General features: G+C 66.5%; 16 protein-coding genes. 12 read left to right on the forward strand and 4 right to left on the reverse strand.

The window, feature by feature from the left end; all coding sequences use genetic code 11:
* The first annotated feature begins 169 nt into the window (after positions 1–169).
* From ACFO5K_RS25125 to ACFO5K_RS25140, 4 genes are read left to right on the forward strand one after another with little or no spacing between them, the layout of a single operon-like run.
* Positions 170–1,171 (forward strand): ATP-binding cassette domain-containing protein, encoded by a 1,002-nt coding sequence (locus ACFO5K_RS25125; RefSeq protein WP_378567923.1) that lies wholly within the window; start codon positions 170–172, stop codon positions 1,169–1,171.
* Positions 1,171–1,980: an ABC transporter permease gene (locus ACFO5K_RS25130; protein WP_378567926.1), complete on the forward strand. Its 810-nt coding sequence runs from the start codon at positions 1,171–1,173 to the stop codon at positions 1,978–1,980. The genes ACFO5K_RS25125 and ACFO5K_RS25130 overlap by 1 nt, the downstream gene beginning before the upstream one ends.
* A complete protein-coding gene (locus ACFO5K_RS25135; RefSeq protein ID WP_378567929.1) occupies positions 1,977–2,807 on the forward strand; it encodes an ABC transporter permease in 831 nt (276 codons plus the stop codon). Before ACFO5K_RS25130 ends, ACFO5K_RS25135 begins: the two co-directional genes overlap by 4 nt.
* A gap of 41 nt (positions 2,808–2,848) precedes the next feature.
* Positions 2,849–3,457 (forward strand): Uma2 family endonuclease, encoded by a 609-nt coding sequence (locus ACFO5K_RS25140; RefSeq protein WP_378567932.1) that lies wholly within the window; start codon positions 2,849–2,851, stop codon positions 3,455–3,457.
* Positions 3,458–3,462: 5 nt separating this feature from the next.
* Here the strand turns inward: ACFO5K_RS25140 and ACFO5K_RS25145 are convergent, their stop codons facing one another.
* The 4 genes from ACFO5K_RS25145 to ACFO5K_RS25160 all read right to left on the reverse strand — a co-directional run bounded on the left by ACFO5K_RS25145 (position 3,463) and on the right by ACFO5K_RS25160 (position 7,466).
* Positions 3,463–4,650, reverse strand: coding sequence for a lycopene cyclase family protein (locus ACFO5K_RS25145; RefSeq protein WP_378567935.1), 1,188 nt, complete (start codon positions 4,648–4,650; stop codon positions 3,463–3,465).
* Between the two features lie 45 nt (positions 4,651–4,695).
* Positions 4,696–5,865 carry an ABC transporter permease gene (locus ACFO5K_RS25150; RefSeq protein ID WP_378567938.1) on the reverse strand — a complete coding sequence of 390 codons (1,170 nt, stop codon included), beginning with the start codon at positions 5,863–5,865 and terminating at the stop codon, positions 4,696–4,698.
* Between the two features lie 181 nt (positions 5,866–6,046).
* Positions 6,047–6,925, reverse strand: coding sequence for an ABC transporter ATP-binding protein (locus ACFO5K_RS25155; protein ID WP_378567941.1), 879 nt, complete (start codon positions 6,923–6,925; stop codon positions 6,047–6,049).
* Positions 6,926–6,989: 64 nt separating this feature from the next.
* Entirely contained in the window at positions 6,990–7,466 is a 477-nt protein-coding gene (locus tag ACFO5K_RS25160) for a hotdog fold domain-containing protein (RefSeq protein ID WP_378567944.1), read from the reverse strand.
* Between the two features lie 505 nt (positions 7,467–7,971).
* On the opposite strand from ACFO5K_RS25160, the gene rpsJ reads away from it, so the two are divergent.
* From rpsJ to rpsC, 8 genes are read left to right on the forward strand one after another with little or no spacing between them, the layout of a single operon-like run.
* The gene (gene rpsJ / locus ACFO5K_RS25165) at positions 7,972–8,277 is read left to right on the forward strand and encodes a 30S ribosomal protein S10 (protein WP_003938093.1); all 306 of its coding nucleotides are present in this window, start codon (positions 7,972–7,974) and stop codon (positions 8,275–8,277) included.
* Positions 8,278–8,291: 14 nt separating this feature from the next.
* The gene (rplC, locus tag ACFO5K_RS25170; RefSeq protein WP_378567947.1) at positions 8,292–8,957 is read left to right on the forward strand and encodes a 50S ribosomal protein L3; all 666 of its coding nucleotides are present in this window, start codon (positions 8,292–8,294) and stop codon (positions 8,955–8,957) included.
* Complete coding sequence (gene rplD / locus ACFO5K_RS25175; protein ID WP_378567951.1) at positions 8,954–9,643, forward strand: 50S ribosomal protein L4; 690 nt, start codon at positions 8,954–8,956, stop codon at positions 9,641–9,643. The genes rplC and rplD overlap by 4 nt, the downstream gene beginning before the upstream one ends.
* Positions 9,640–9,945 carry a 50S ribosomal protein L23 gene (rplW, locus tag ACFO5K_RS25180; protein WP_230812246.1) on the forward strand — a complete coding sequence of 102 codons (306 nt, stop codon included), beginning with the start codon at positions 9,640–9,642 and terminating at the stop codon, positions 9,943–9,945. Before rplD ends, rplW begins: the two co-directional genes overlap by 4 nt.
* A 33-nt stretch (positions 9,946–9,978) precedes the next feature.
* The gene (rplB, locus tag ACFO5K_RS25185; RefSeq protein WP_378567954.1) at positions 9,979–10,815 is read left to right on the forward strand and encodes a 50S ribosomal protein L2; all 837 of its coding nucleotides are present in this window, start codon (positions 9,979–9,981) and stop codon (positions 10,813–10,815) included.
* A 15-nt stretch (positions 10,816–10,830) separates the two neighbouring features.
* Complete coding sequence (gene rpsS, locus ACFO5K_RS25190) at positions 10,831–11,112, forward strand: 30S ribosomal protein S19 (protein WP_019045020.1); 282 nt, start codon at positions 10,831–10,833, stop codon at positions 11,110–11,112.
* Entirely contained in the window at positions 11,109–11,522 is a 414-nt protein-coding gene (gene rplV / locus ACFO5K_RS25195) for a 50S ribosomal protein L22 (protein WP_378567957.1), read from the forward strand. Before rpsS ends, rplV begins: the two co-directional genes overlap by 4 nt.
* Positions 11,523–12,317: a 30S ribosomal protein S3 gene (gene rpsC / locus ACFO5K_RS25200; RefSeq protein ID WP_378567960.1), complete on the forward strand. Its 795-nt coding sequence runs from the start codon at positions 11,523–11,525 to the stop codon at positions 12,315–12,317.
* Positions 12,318–12,320 lie beyond the last annotated feature (3 nt).

The following is a 12,320-nucleotide window of genomic DNA, read 5'->3' on the forward strand; positions in this document are numbered from 1 at the left end:
TGGGTCGGCCACCGCGTGAATCCGGACCGCCTCGGCCCAGTACCCACCCCGAAAAACACCGGAGCGGTAACATCGCGCCGAACGGTATGGATCACTTACCGGGAAGTAAATTCCGCGGTGCGTTCGTCTCGACGCAGAGACGCCGCGCCCGGCCGATGGTGGAGAGTTGATGCCGAGTTCGATCTCAGTGGATTCGCCCGTAGGTGGCGTCGCATCGCACGGCGGTGAGCCCGCGGTGCTCGTGTCCGACGTGCGCAAGTCCTTCGGCGATGTGCACGCGTTGCAAGGCATCAGTTTTCAGGCGGAGAAGGCCAGCGTGCTCGGCATCCTCGGCCCCAACGGCGCGGGCAAGACCACCACGGTCAAGATCCTGTCCACGCTCTTGCGCCCCGATTCCGGCACCGCCGTGGTCGCCGGGCACGACGTGCGCACCGACGCCGCGGGCGTGCGCCGTTCGATCATGATGACCGGGCAGTACGCCGCGCTCGACGAGAACCTCACCGGCCGCGAGAACCTCGAACTGTTCGGCCGCCTGATGGGCCTGACCAAGTCGGCCGCACGCAAGCGCGCCGAACTGCTGCTCGAGGAGTTCGACCTGGTCAGCGCGGGCAAACGCGCCGTACGCAATTACTCCGGAGGCATGCGCCGCCGCGTCGACATCGCCTGCGGGCTGGTGGTGCGGCCCGAGGTGGTGTTCCTCGACGAGCCGACCACCGGTCTGGACCCGCGCAGCCGCCAGGGCGTGTGGGACCTGGTGACCGCGCTGAAGAACCAGGGCATCACGGTGCTGCTCACCACGCAGTATCTCGAAGAAGCCGACGTGCTCAGTGACAACATCATCGTCATCGACAAGGGCACCGTCATCGCCGAAGGCACCGCCGACCAGCTCAAGGCCAAGACCGGCGGCAGCTACTGCGAGATCGTGCCGCTCGATCTGAGCCGCATCTCGGCGGCCGTGCAGGCCCTCGGTAACCTGGTCCCGGCTGCCGTCGCCGCCGAGATCTCGGGCGCCGACAACCTGTCCATACCGGCCCCCGACGGTGCGAGCACCCTGGCCGAGGCGCTGCGCAGGCTCGACAACGCGGGCATCGAACTGGCCGACATCGCGCTGCGCCGCCCGTCGCTCGACGACGTGTTCCTCTCGATCACCGGTCACTCGGGCGGCCACTAGTGAGTGTTTCCACCCCCTCGGCGAAGGAGCTGTTCGGCGACCGGTACGACGTGCGGCACAGCAGTTTCGCGCAGTGGCGCGCGCTGACCGGTCGCATCGTGCGCACCATGGCGCTCAAGGGCGAGCTGATCGTCGCCGTGCTCACCCCGCTGGTGATGACTCTCGCGTTCTACCTGCCGCTGCGCTATGTGATGGAGGCGCAGGGCATCGATTACGCCCAGTACGTCATGCCCATCATCGTGCTGCAGACGATGGCGTTGACGATGATGTCGAACGCCCAGCTGGCCGCGTTCGAGTCGCTCACCGGGTTGAGCACCCGGTTACAGACGATGCCGATCGGTTCGCTCGTTCCACTGATGTCACGGATCTGCGCGGGCCTGGTTCGCTCGGTGGTTTCGCTGATCGCGACCATGGTCTACGGCTACCTGATCGGTTTCGAGTTCAGTGGCGGCTGGGCGCAGGCCCTGGCGTTCTGTGGGTTCGCCCTCGCCGTCGGCGTGGTGCTCACCCTGGGCGCCGATGCGCTCGGCAGCCTGACCAAGAACCCCGAGGCGCTCAGTCAGGCGCTCACCCTGCCGATTCTGATCTTCGGCATGATGTCCACCGGCTTCGTGCCGGAAAGCAGCTTCCCGTCCTGGGCGCGCCCGTTCGCGCGCAACCAGCCGATCTCCCAGTTCGCCCAGACACTCAGCGATATGGCCGCCGGACACCTGTCGTGGGCGGGCACCTGGGTTTCGCTGGTGTGGCTCTGCGGTGCGGCAGTTCTGTTCCTCCCACTGGCAGTGTGGGCGAGTGTGAGGCGATCATGACCACAGCAACCGAAACCGCCACGCAGCTGCCGGTGGTCCATGCCAAGCCGGAGAACTCGGTGTCGGTGTGGTTCCTCCACAGCCTCATCCAGTGCAAACGGATCCTGACCGTATGGTTGCGCGACCCGTCGACCACCATCCAGACCATCGCCTACCCGGCCGTGACGCTGGTGATGTTCCGCATCGTGCTCGGCGACTCGATCACCGCGGCCACCGGCATCCCGAGCATCTACGGCCAGGCCGCACTGCTCACCCTGATCGCCGCGATGACCGGTGCGGTGGTGAGTGCGCTGGGCTTCAAACGCGAGAAGGCGTCGGGGCTGCTCAGCCGGTTCTACACCATGCCGATCAACAAGGGTTCGCTGCTCGCCGGACGCCTGCTCGCCGAGGCGATGCGCATCCTGCTCACCACGGTCATCGTGCTGCTCGTCGCCGTACCACTGGGCTTCCTGTTCATGGAGGACCCGCTCACCAACATCGCGCTGATCAGCGTGCCGGTGCTGTTCGGTCTCGGCTTCGCGGTGATGATCACGGCGCTGGCGACCATCACCGAAGGCGTGATGCTGATCAGCCTCATCGGCATCCTCAACACGCTGCTGATGTTCTTCAACACCGGATTCGTGCCCATCGTCGCTTACCCCACCTGGTTGCAGGACGTGGTCGCCAATCAGCCCATGAGCTGTGCGATCGATGCGATGAAGGGGCTGTCCTACGGTGGCCCGGTCGCCGAGCCGCTGCTGAAGACGGTGTTCTGGACGGTCGGCCTGATCGCGGTCTTCGCCTACCCGGCGATCCGCGGGTACAAGAGGGCAGCTGAGACGGCCTAGCAGTACGTATCCTGTGACCAGGAGCGGAGGAGGCGATCAGGGTGACCACAGCTGCGCGGTATGAGCCGCCAGAGGATCGGTCGGCGGCGCGGAGCCCGTCGGAGGTACTGCTCGATGGATTTCACGCGTTCGAAACACCGGATGGATTTCGCGCCGAACTGATCGAGGGGGAAATCGTTGTGACGCCGCCGCCTGATGGGTCCCACGAAAGTGCGATCGCGTCTCTTGTGCGTCAGGTGATGAAGCGGTCGAAGCTGGAAACTGATGCTTCGGGCAATAAAGGCCTGTCGATCGGCGGCGGGCCGGACAAAGTGGACGACCACGTGATCCCGGATGCGGTATTCGTACCGGTCGGTGCGTTTGCGGGCCAGGGATCGTGGATGCCCCCGGACCACGTGCTGATGGTTGCGGAGGTCACGAGCTACAAAGCCGATCGCGATCGCGGGGCGAAGCGTCGCGCGTACGCACGCGGCAATGTGCCGCTGTATCTGCTGATCGATCAGGGCGAACAGTCCGCGACCCTCTTCGGCGAGCCCGGCGGCTCCGGTGACCTGATCGACTACCGCGCGTCGACCCGCGTTCCGTTCGGCAAGTCGATCGAGTTGCCGTCGCCGTTCGCGTTCACCCTGGAAACGAACGAATTCGGCTGACCGCGTCAGACCGGCTGTTCGTCGGTCTCGGCGGCCGGGGCGAACGGGTAGTCCAGCCAGCGGTCGCGGTTGGTCCAGCCGACCAGGTCGTAGCGCCAGCGAAACGGCCAGGTGTGGGCGACGGTGTTGAACAGCACCGCACCGAGTGCGGGGTAGTCGTCGTGCGATGACAGCAGCGCCCGCTGACCGCGCTCGGATTCGGTGAAGAAGGCCTCGAACATCGCGATCGACTGGTCGGTGGTGAGCCGGCCCAGCCCCCACAGCCCGCGCATCCGCATCCAGTACACCGCGCGGGCCTGCCACGGCCACAGCGCCGCGACCGGGTCCCGGCCCTGTCGCACCGCGGTGACGGCGGTGTCGGCCAGGGCCAGCGAATCGGCCACGGAGTACCCGGTGCACGGGTGCATCATCCCGCCGCGTGACCCGAACGGCACCGCGCCGCCGGTGCCCGGCTTCGGTGGCGACTGGTCCAGCGGGTAGTGCGCCGCTTCGTGCGGTTCGTCGCCGGTGAGCCGGATGCCGTGCGCCGCCAGCCGGCTCAGCGTCCGCTTGCGCAGTTCGTGCTGTGGCATCCCACCGCGCAGACCGAGGCTGGTCTCCTCGAAGATCACGGTCCCGTCGCCCAGCGGCACCGCGTAGAGGAACGATGGGGGCTCGTCGGGTCCGGCGCCGTTCTCGGGCCGCCAGTCCAGTAGCAGCCCTTCGCCGTCGGCGATCATCGGCGCGGCGGTCTTCTCGTCGACGAAGATGCCGTGCGCCGAGGCCGTCCGGCGCCGGCCCGGACCGGGTAGGCCGCGCGTATCGAACACGGTCCCCGCCCGCAGTACCGTGCCGTCGGTGAGCTCCACCTCGTGCGCGTCGACGCGGCGGGCCCGGTCGGCGAACACCGTGGCGTCGTCGAGGGCCAGCGCCGCGTGCAGCCCCGGTTTCGACAGCACGCAGTAGGGCCGCTGAATCCGGAGCTCACCGGTGGTCCACACCGTCGGGGCCGCGATCCGCTGGGCGATCGCGCTGTCGGGCAACCAGGCGGGCAGCTCGTCGACCCAGCACGAGAAGGTCGGCGGAAACAACCGGTCCGGACGCGGATCCACCGCGGCCACCCGCAACCCGGCCACCGCGGCCCGATGCGCCAGCCCACGCCCCGTCGGCCCCAGCCCGACCACGCACACATCGAATTCCCGCGTAACGCTCACGTCCGCATTCAATCGGCTGCACTCACCACCGCGCAAGCGCCGGGGTCATTCCTCCAGGGCCAGGGCCTGGCGCATCGTGAGCCGGCCCTGGGTCTGCATCAGCGAACGGCGGTAGATCTTCTCGGCGACGATCACGATGCCGTAGGTGACCACACCCATCAACGCCAGCGCCACGAACGGCTCCCACCAGGCGGCGGTGCCTTCGGCGAGGCGGCTCGGCATGGCGACGATGGAGGTGATCGGGATGTAGGAGGCGATCACGCGGCCGGTGCCGGTGAGGAAGATGCCGGCGAACAGCACCACCATGATGAGCATCGACAGGGGAGTGGCGGTGGACTGCAGGTCTTCACTGCGGGTGGCCAGCGATCCGGCGACCGCCCACAGGCTGGCCAGCGCCAGGAAACCGACGAGGAAGAACACGATGAACCATCCGGCGGCCCCGGCGATCTGGCCCAGTTGCGCGCCCTTGTCGATCACCGCCAACCCGATCAGGCCGGCCCCGACGAACAGCGCCAGCTGCACGAACGCGAGCACCGCGTTGCCGACCACCTTCCCGATCAGCAACTGTCGCAACGGCATCGCGCTGGCCAGGATCTCGACGATGCGATTCTGCTTCTCCTCCACCACACTCTGCGCGATCGACATCCCGAACAGCACCGAGGCCAGATAGAACAGGAACGCGAACACGAACGCCACGATCTTGCTCAGTCCGGGATCGACGGCACCCTTCTCCAGCAGTTCGTAATCCACGGCCGCCCCGCGCGCCAGCTCCTCCAGCGACACTCCCGCCGCGGCGGCATTGCGCTGCAACGCGATCTGCTGCGCGGCCGCGGAGATGTAGGTGGTGGCCTCGTCGTTCTCCGCGGATTTCCCGATGAGCTGCCAGCCATCGGGTTCGGCGGGCACCAGACCCACCTCCACCACCTCGTCGCGCACCTGCTGCTCGACCGTGCCACGGTCGGCCACCGCGCGGCCCTCGAAGGTGAGGTCGGTATCGGCGGTGGCGGCCAGGCTGTTCGCTGTGTCGAGCACCATCATGGTCTCGGGACCGGCGACGGCGACCTCCACTTTGTCCGGTCGGCTGCTGAGGAACCCGCTCACGGCCAGCGACGCGACGATCACGACGATCGTCACCACCGTCGAGATCACGAAGTTACGGTCACGCAGCTTCACCGCGATCTCGCGGGCGGCGACGATCCGCCACACCCCGCTCACGCGACACCTACTCGAGCTATGGCCGCCAGACGCTGACTTCTCACACTGCAGCTACTCGACACGATCGAGTGCACTGCGTGGTGGTGCGGGCTACCGCCCCGACCTCTCATGCTGCACCTTCTCGGCATGATCGGGCGCCCTCCGTGGTGACGTGAGCTGCCGCCGCCAGGCGCTGACCCTCTCATGCCGTGACCTCCCGGTAGATCTCGGCCACGGTGGGCCGTACTTCGGTGAACTCCCGCACCGACCCGCGCGAGAGCGCTTCCTTCAACACCCCGTCGGTGTCGGCACCGTCGATCTCGAACAGCGCGCGCCCGTCGTCGATGTCGATCGCGCGAACCCCCGGATACTCCCGCAACCACGCCGGATCACCGTCGAGCACCAGCCGGTACCGCGACCCCCCGCCCGAACGCAGCTCTTCGACCGAACCCTGTCCGACCACGTGCCCGCCGGCGAGGATCACCAGCCGGTCGCACAGCCGCTCCACCAGATCCAGCTGGTGCGAGGAGAACAGCACCGGCACGCCCTGATCGGCGTACTCGCGCAACAGTTCCGCCATCGAGTCGACCGCCACCGGATCGAGCCCGGAGAACGGTTCGTCCAGAATCAGGGCCGAGGGCTGGGCGATCACCGCCGCCGCGATCTGGACGCGCTGCTGGTTACCCAGCGACAGCGACTCCAGTTTGTCCTTGCCCCGCTGCGCCAACCCGAACCGTTCGAGCAGGTCCTGGGCTCGCGATCGGGCTGTGTCCGCCGTCATTCCGCGCAACCGGGCCAGATACACCAGCTGATCGAGCACCGGCTGTTTCGGATACAACCCGCGCTCCTCGGGCATGTACCCGAACGAGCGCCGGTCCTGCGCGGTCACCGCCCGGCCATCCCAGCGGACCTCGCCGGCGTGGACGGCCAAGACTCCCATGATCATTCGCATGGTGGTGGTCTTGCCCGCCCCGTTCCCGCCGACGAATCCGGTCAGGGTTCCCGGCGCCACCCCGAAGGACACGTCGTCGACGGCCACGTTGTCGCCGAAGCGGCGGACCAGGTGCGCGACTTCCAGCATCGGATTCCCCATCTGTCGTGAGCTCGCCCACAACCGTACCGATTCGCGGCGTCCCCGCCAGTGGTCAGCGGGGAGTGACCCAGGTGGTGATCTCGGCGTGCACCACTTCCACGCCGTCGCGGTCGTAGACCGCGACGGGCACAACAAGCTCGCGCCCCTCGGTGAGGGCGGCGAAATCCGGGATCTCGGCCAGTTCCGCCACCGCCCGCAATCCGGATTCGGCCTTGGCCAGGTACTGCACGTTCATCGACTTGGGGATCCAGCGGTGGGTGGTCGGGACGGTGGCCTCGCTGAGCATGCCCATCGCCACCTCGGCGAGATTGCAGGCCGCGATGGCGTGGAAGGTGCCCAGATGGTTGTGGATGCCGAACCACTTGGGCGAGGTCACCTCGCAGCGGCCGGGCTCGAGGCGCACCACTCGGGGCAGCACTGTGCCGAAGTAGGGCACTCGGGCGACCATGCCGAGTGAGAACAGCGTGTGGCCGATGCGATTGTCGGGCAGCTTCTTCCAGCCACGGTAGGTCGCGGTCTCCTGTGTCATCCCCGTATCTTACTGAAAAGTAAGGTAGTGCGGAACCCACCCCCGACCAGCGCGGGCGTCGCGCCAGCTACCATTACCGAGTACAGCCCGCAGCGTGTCCCATACCTCACGGCCCCCGATTTGAAGAGCGTCGTCGGCATGGTGCATACTGTTCGGGTTGCCTTGCGCAGGACAGTTCTCTCTTCGGAGCGAGCGGGTCGAGCGAGGCGAGCAGTAGTTTGTATCCCGCCGGTTCGCCGGCGTGGATACGTTCGGGACCACAGTTCCCGGCCGTTGGTGAGTACGTGACCAGGGCTGGAGAATGAGCGAAAAGGCGACACGCCCGACCGCGTGGACCGGAGAACCATGACAGATGAACAGCGGCGAAGACGGGCAGTGCCTTCTGGTGCGCGGTCGCGGTCTCGACTGAGAATCTCAACAACATGTGTTCGGGCTGTGCAAAAAAGGGTGGTGCGGGAGCTAGCTCCTGTGACCACGAAGGAAAGCGGAGAAAAGGACACTTAGCGTGGCGGGACAAAAGATCCGCATCAGGCTCAAGGCCTATGACCACGAGGCGATCGACGCGTCTGCGCGCAAGATCGTGGAGACGGTGACCCGCACCGGCGCCCGTGTGGTCGGGCCTGTGCCGTTGCCCACAGAGAAGAACGTGTACTGCGTCATCCGTTCGCCGCACAAGTACAAGGACTCGCGCGAACACTTCGAGATGCGTACACACAAGCGCCTCATCGACATCCTCGACCCGACGCCGAAGACGGTTGACGCGCTCATGCGTATCGACCTGCCGGCCAGCGTCGACGTCAACATTCAGTGACGGGGACTCGAGATATGACTGACAACAAGAACCGGCCCGCAGCCGGCATCCTGGGCACCAAACTCGGTATGACCCAGGTCTTCGACGAGAAGAACCGCGTCGTCCCGGTCACCGTCATCAAGGCGGGCCCGAACGTGGTCACCCAGATCCGCACCGTGGAGCGCGACGGCTACTCGGCCGTTCAGATCGCTTTCGGCGCCATCGACCCGCGCAAGGTGAACAAGCCGACTTCCGGTCAGTTCGCCAAGGCCGGTGTCACCCCGCGCCGCCACGTCACCGAGATCCGCGTCGCGGATGCCTCCACCTTCGAGGTCGGCCAGGAGCTCTCCGCCGACGTCTTCGAAGAAGGCACCTACGTCGACGTGACCGGAATCAGCAAGGGCAAGGGCTTCGCCGGCACCATGAAGCGTCACGGCTTCGCCGGTCAGGGCGCCTCGCACGGTGCGCAGGCTGTGCACCGTCGCCCGGGTTCCATCGGTGGTTGCGCCACTCCCGGCCGCGTGTTCAAGGGCATGCGCATGTCGGGCCGTATGGGTAACGACCGCGTGACCACGCAGAACCTCTCGGTTCACAAGATCGACGCCGAGAACGGCCTGCTCCTGGTCAAGGGTGCGATCCCCGGCCGCAAGGGCAACGTCGTGATCGTCAAGAGCGCCGTGAAGGGTGGTGCGCACGCATGACCAGCTCCGCAGTGAACACGGAGAAGAAGTCCGCCAACCTCACGTTGAGCGTCAAGGCCGCAGGCGGCAAGACCGAAGGCACCGTCGAACTCCCCTCGGAGATCTTCGACGTGACCGCCAACGTCGCGCTGATGCACCAGGTCGTCATCGCGCAGCTGGCCGCCGCTCGCCAGGGCACCCACTCCACGAAGACTCGTGGCGAGGTCTCCGGTGGTGGCAAGAAGCCGTACCGGCAGAAGGGCACCGGCCGCGCCCGTCAGGGCTCGACCCGTGCACCGCAGTTCGCCGGTGGTGGCACCGTCCACGGCCCGCAGCCGCGCGACTACAGCCAGCGGACCCCCAAGAAGATGAAGGCCGCCGCCCTGCGCGGTGCCCTGTCCGACCGGGCCCGCAACGAGCGTATCCACGTGATCACCGAACTGGTCTCGGGTCAGAACCCGTCGACCAAGAACGCCAAGGACTTCCTGGCCGAGCTCTCGGACCGCAAGAAGTTCCTCGTCGTTGTCGGCCGCGAGGACCTCGCCGCGTGGAAGAGCGTGGCGAACCTGCAGAACGTGCTGCCGATCGCCCCGGATCAGCTCAACACCTACGACGTGCTCAACAGCGACGAAGTGGTGTTCAGCGTCGAGGCCCTGAACGCCTTCGTTCACGGTCCCGCCGAGTCGGCCCAGGAGGAGAGCAAGTGACCACCATCGCCGACCCCCGCGACATCCTGCTCGCACCGGTCATCTCGGAGAAGTCCTACGGGCTGATCGAGGAAGGCACCTACACCTTCCTGGTGCACCCGGATTCGAACAAGACGCAGATCAAGATCGCCGTCGAGAAGGTTTTCGGCGTGAAGGTGACCAGCGTCAACACCGCCAACCGTCAGGGCAAGCGCAAGCGGACCCGCTTCGGTTACGGCAAGCGCAAGGACACCAAGCGCGCGCTCGTGACCCTCTCGGCCGACAGCAAGCCCATCGAGATCTTCGGAGGACCGGTCGCGTAAGCGACTGGCGATCCAGAAAGCAGAGAAGAACTCATGGCAATCCGTAAGTACAAGCCGACAACACCGGGCCGTCGTGGCTCGAGTGTCTCGGACTTCGCCGAGATCACCCGGTCGACGCCGGAGAAGTCGCTGCTGCGCCCGCTCACCAAGTCCGGTGGTCGTAACGCGCACGGTCGCATCACCACTCGTCACCGTGGTGGCGGTCACAAGCGTGCCTACCGCGTCATCGACTTCCGTCGACTGGACAAGGACGGCATCCCGGCCAAGGTCGCTCACATCGAGTACGACCCCAACCGCACCGCCAACATCGCACTGCTGCACTTTGCCGACGGCGAGAAGCGCTACATCCTCGCGCCGAAGGGCATCAAGCAGGGCAGCCCGATCGAGTCCGGCCCCACGGCCGACATCAAGCCGGGTAACAACCTGCCCCTGCGCAACATCCCGACCGGTACCACGATTCACAACGTGGAACTGCGTCCGGGCGGTGGCGCCAAGATGGCCCGTGCCGCAGGCATGAGCATTCAGCTGCTGGGCAAGGAAGGGCCGTACGCGACCCTGCGTATGCCCTCCGGTGAAATCCGCCGAGTCGACGTGCGCTGCCGCGCCACCGTCGGCGAGGTCGGCAACGCCGAGCAGTCGAACATCAACTGGGGCAAGGCCGGCCGTATGCGCTGGAAGGGCCGTCGTCCTACCGTCCGTGGTGTCGTGATGAACCCGGTCGACCACCCGCACGGTGGTGGTGAGGGTAAGACCTCCGGTGGTCGCCACCCGGTCTCCCCGTGGGGCCAGCCCGAAGGCCGTACCCGCAAGCCCAACCGCCCGAGCGACAAGCTCATCGTCCGCCGTCGCAAGACCGGCAAGAAGCGCTAAAGGAGGAGGTAAGAAATGCCACGCAGCCTCAAGAAGGGCCCGTTCGTCGACGACCACCTCCTCGCGAAGGTGGACGTCCAGAACGAAAAGGGCACCAAGCAGGTCATCAAGACCTGGTCGCGTCGCTCGACCATCATTCCCGACTTCATCGGTCACACTTTCGCCGTCCACGACGGTCGCAAGCACGTCCCGGTGTTCGTCTCGGACAACATGGTCGGCCACAAGCTCGGTGAGTTCGCGCCGACCAGGACGTTCAAGAGCCACGTCAAGGACGACCGGAAGAGCAAGCGGCGATGACTGAAACCAACACCGAAACGGTTCAGAACCCGACTGCCCGCGCTACCGCTAAGCACGTGCGGGTCACCCCGATGAAGGCGCGTCGCGTCGTGGACCTGGTCCGCGGCAAGCGTGTCGAGGACGCGCTGGCGATCCTGCGGTTCGCCCCGCAGGCTGCCAGCGAACCGGTGGCCAAGGTCGTGGCTTCGGCCGCGGCGAACGCCGAGAACAACCTCGGCCTCAACCCGGCCACCCTGGTCATCTCGACTGCTTTTGTCGACGAGGGTGCCACCATGAAGCGTTTCCAGCCGCGGGCCCAGGGTCGTGCGTTCCGGATTCGCAAGCGCACCAGCCACATCACCATCGAGGTCGAGAGCGTGCCCACTGCCGGCGCTGCCACTCGTAGCCGCCGGAAGGGAGGGGCAAAGTAAATGGGACAGAAAATCAACCCCCATGGCTTCCGCCTCGGTATCACCACCGACTGGAAGTCGCGTTGGTACGCGGACAAGCAGTACGCGGAATACGTGAAGGAAGACGTTCAGATCCGCAAGCTCCTCGCCACTGGCATGGAGCGGGCCGGCATCTCGAAGGTCGAGATCGAGCGCACCCGTGATCGCGTCCGTGTGGATATCCACACCGCGCGTCCCGGCATCGTGATCGGTCGCCGTGGCGCGGAAGCCGATCGCATCCGCGCCGAGCTGGAGAAGCTCACCAAGAAGCAGGTTCAGCTGAACATCCTCGAGGTCAAGAACCCCGAGTCGGATGCGCAGCTGGTTGCCCAGGGTGTGGCCGAGCAGCTGTCCAACCGTGTGGCGTTCCGTCGTGCGATGCGTAAGGCCATCCAGTCGGCCATGCGTTCGCCGAACGTCAAGGGCATCCGCGTGCAGTGCTCGGGCCGCCTCGGTGGCGCCGAAATGTCGCGCTCGGAGTTCTACCGTGAGGGTCGCGTTCCGCTGCACACGCTGCGTGCCGACATCGACTACGGCCTCTACGAGGCCAAGACCACCTTCGGTCGCATCGGCGTGAAGGTCTGGATCTACAAGGGCGACATCGTCGGTGGTCGTCGTGAACTGACCGCCGCCACCACCGCTCCGGAGCGCCCGCGCCGCGAGCGTCCGAGCCGTCCGCGTCGTTCCGGGTCCACCGGCACCACCGCGACCAGCACCGAGGTCGGGCGCGCCGCCACCGCAGTGGCGGAGGCTCCGGCAGAAAAGCAGGAGGGCTGACGC

The sequence above is a fragment of the Nocardia halotolerans genome, assembly GCF_042650145.1.
GTDB lineage: Bacteria > Actinomycetota > Actinomycetes > Mycobacteriales > Mycobacteriaceae > Nocardia > Nocardia halotolerans.